This window comes from Corallococcus sp. CA047B (assembly GCF_003612065.1).
GTDB classification, from domain to species: Bacteria; Myxococcota; Myxococcia; order Myxococcales; family Myxococcaceae; genus Corallococcus; species Corallococcus praedator.
Window position 1 is genome coordinate 1 of sequence record NZ_RAWD01000574.1, and the last position, 2,682, is coordinate 2,682.

3 protein-coding genes are annotated in these 2,682 nt (G+C 69.2%); 2 read left to right on the top strand and 1 reads right to left on the bottom strand.

The window, feature by feature from the left end; translation table 11 throughout:
• Both D7X74_RS41110 and D7X74_RS41115 read left to right on the top strand, forming a co-directional pair.
• On the top strand, nucleotides 1-520 hold a 520-nt coding region (locus D7X74_RS41110; protein WP_233602477.1), incomplete at its 5' end, for a DUF2721 domain-containing protein.
• 132 nt (nucleotides 521-652) lie between these two features.
• Nucleotides 653-1,168, top strand: a complete 516-nt coding sequence (locus tag D7X74_RS41115; RefSeq protein WP_120538366.1) for a peptidylprolyl isomerase — start codon at nucleotides 653-655, stop codon at nucleotides 1,166-1,168.
• Nucleotides 1,169-1,244: 76 nt separating this feature from the next.
• Here D7X74_RS41115 and D7X74_RS41120 read toward each other — a convergent pair.
• Nucleotides 1,245-2,682: carotenoid oxygenase family protein (locus D7X74_RS41120; RefSeq protein WP_370450867.1), on the bottom strand; the 1,438-nt coding region annotated here is incomplete at its 5' end.

The following is a 2,682-nucleotide window of genomic DNA, read 5'->3' on the forward strand; positions in this document are numbered from 1 at the left end:
AGAGACAGGGGTGGGCCAGAAGGGGGGCATGAACGGCGTCACGGACGGCCTGGACTTCTCTTCCATCCAGCTCATCGGCACGGCGGTGACGCCCGCGGTGATGGTGTCGGGATGCGGCATCCTGGCGACGGGGTTGGACAACCAGATCTCACGCATCACCGCGCGCATCCGGGACATGGTCCGCGAATGGCGCACGCTGCCGGAGGGCCATGCGCGCCGGGCGCTCCTGCGCGAGGAGGTGTCCATCATGGACCGCCGCCACGCCATCCTCGCGCGGGCCATCGCCTTCACGTACGCGGCGCTCCTGTCCTTCGTGGCGACGTCGCTCTTGTACCTGCTGCGCCGCAGCGTCCAGGTTCCGGAGGCGCTGCCGGTGGTGGCCTTCTCCCTGGGCGTGGCGCTCTTGGGGACCACGGCGGTGCTCGCGCTCGCGTCGCTGCGCCTGAGCCGCCGGGCCATCACGCTGGAGCTCGGGGACCTCTTCCGCGAAGGCCCCCCGCCGGGCAGCCCGGGGGCCTGAGCGTGTCGGGATTTGTTCCGCAGCGCACGCGACGGTGCTAGCTCGTGCCTTCACGACGCTCGTGTCTGGTACGTCCCGGCACGAACGCCCTTTTCAGTCTCTGGCCCAACCCGCACCGTGGAGCACGTGAACATGGCAAACACCAAGGTCTTCTTCGACATGACGATCGGTGGAGCGCCCGCCGGCCGTATCGTGATGGAGCTGTTCTCCGACGACGTTCCCAAGACCGCGGAGAACTTCCGCGCCTTGTGCACGGGTGAGAAGGGCATTGGCCGCGCTGGCAAGCCGCTGCACTACAAGGGCTCGGCCTTCCACCGCGTCATCACCCAGTTCATGTGCCAGGGCGGCGACTTCACCGCGGGCAACGGCACGGGCGGTGAGTCCATCTACGGTGAGAAGTTCAACGACGAGAACTTCATCCACAAGCACACGGGCCCGGGCTTCCTGTCCATGGCGAACGCCGGCAAGAACACCAACGGCTCGCAGTTCTTCCTCACCACGGTCCCCACGCCGTGGCTCGACGGCAAGCACGTCGTCTTCGGCAAGGTCGTCGAGGGCATGGACGTGGTGAAGAAGATCGAAGGCGTGGGTTCGCAGTCCGGCCAGACGCGCCAGCCGGTGGTCATCGCGGACAGCGGCCAGCTGTAATCCGCTGACGGCTGTTCGACGTGAAGAGGTCCACCCGTGCGATGCGCGGGTGGACCTTCGTCGTTTGACGGGCCGCTCAGGCGGGGACGAACGCGCCGTGGAACGTGGGCGGCAGGGCGTGCTCGAAGTGGCAGCGCGCCACGGGCCCCGCGTCCAGCCGCTCCGCGTCCAGCACGGCCACGTGGGTGGTGTCCGTCTTCGTGTCGAAGACCTGGGTGAGCAGCCAGCCGTCGTCCTCGGCCTTCGAACCGGGGCGGGGCACGAAGACGGGCTCGGAGGGGTACTGGCCCGCCTCCAGCGCGGCCCGCGTCACGCGGCCGGTGTCCAGGTCCAGCCGCACCACCGCATCGTAGAGGCCGCGCCGGGCCTCGCGGGTGGAGTGCGCGCCCAGGTAGGCCGTCTGGTACGGCCGGCACTCCACGCTGGGGGCGACGCGGGGGAACTCGCAGCTCAGGTCCATGAGCTGCTCGCTGCGGAACGTGCGGGCCTTCAGGTCGATGACCGCGCGGTGGAGCATGCCGTCGGCGTCGGTGGACGGGTTGCCGCGCACCAGGTCCCCCAGCCACGGGTTGGAGGCGAAGTCAGGGTAGCGCACGTAGTCCACCACCAGCGTGTCGCCGTCCTCGTAGGCGTTGGAGAAGTGCCAGTTGAAGAAGGAGTCGGCGGGGATGCGGATGGGGTGCGCCACGTCGTCGATGGGCACCACCAGCACCTCCGACGCCGCGCCCGGCCGGAAGGAGACGTTGCTCGCGAACGCGCCGATGCGCAGCAGCATCTTCAAGACGTCGATGCGCATCGCCGGCAGGAAGAAGATGAGGTAGCGGTCCGTGACCCGGTAGTCATGGACCATGGTCGCACCGGGCAGCGTCACGGACCCCATGTGCCGCGCCTTGCCGCCATCCGGCAGGGCGTACAGCTCCAGCGTGTTCACCCGGCCGTGGTGCTGGCCGAAGTTGTACGTCGTCGCCCGCGAGGGGACGCGGTGCGGGTGCGCGGAGAACGACTTCAGCACGACGCCGTCCAGGTTCGTCTCGCCCAGACTGGTCAGGTCCTCCGTGGACAGCTCCACGGGGAGGTTCGGCTCGTGCAGCGCGTACAGCTTGCCGTTCCACGGCAGCAGCGCCGTGTTCGCGTTGTTCTTCTGGGGGTTGAGCAGCTTGTTGCGCAGCGGCGTGGGCATGGCGTAGCTGCCGAAGAGCTGCCGGCCCGCTTTCCGCTCCGCGACCATGGTGCGCGAGTCCACGAGCCGTGCCGCGCCCTGGACGCCGTCCGGCCCGAAGCGCACGCCCATCACGCCGCCGTCACCGTCGAACCAGTGCTGCAATGGCAGCCCGTGCACGTCGAACGTCCACGCGCCCAGACGGAACAGCGACCCGCGGAGCCCCTCCGGGATCCGTCCCTCCACCCGCAGGGGTTGGAAGCCATGCTGGCGGGAGATGTTGCGGAAGGCCCGACTCCAGGCCGGAAGGGGAGGGGCGGCCGGCTGCGATGTCGCGGTCGTCATGGTGGGGTCC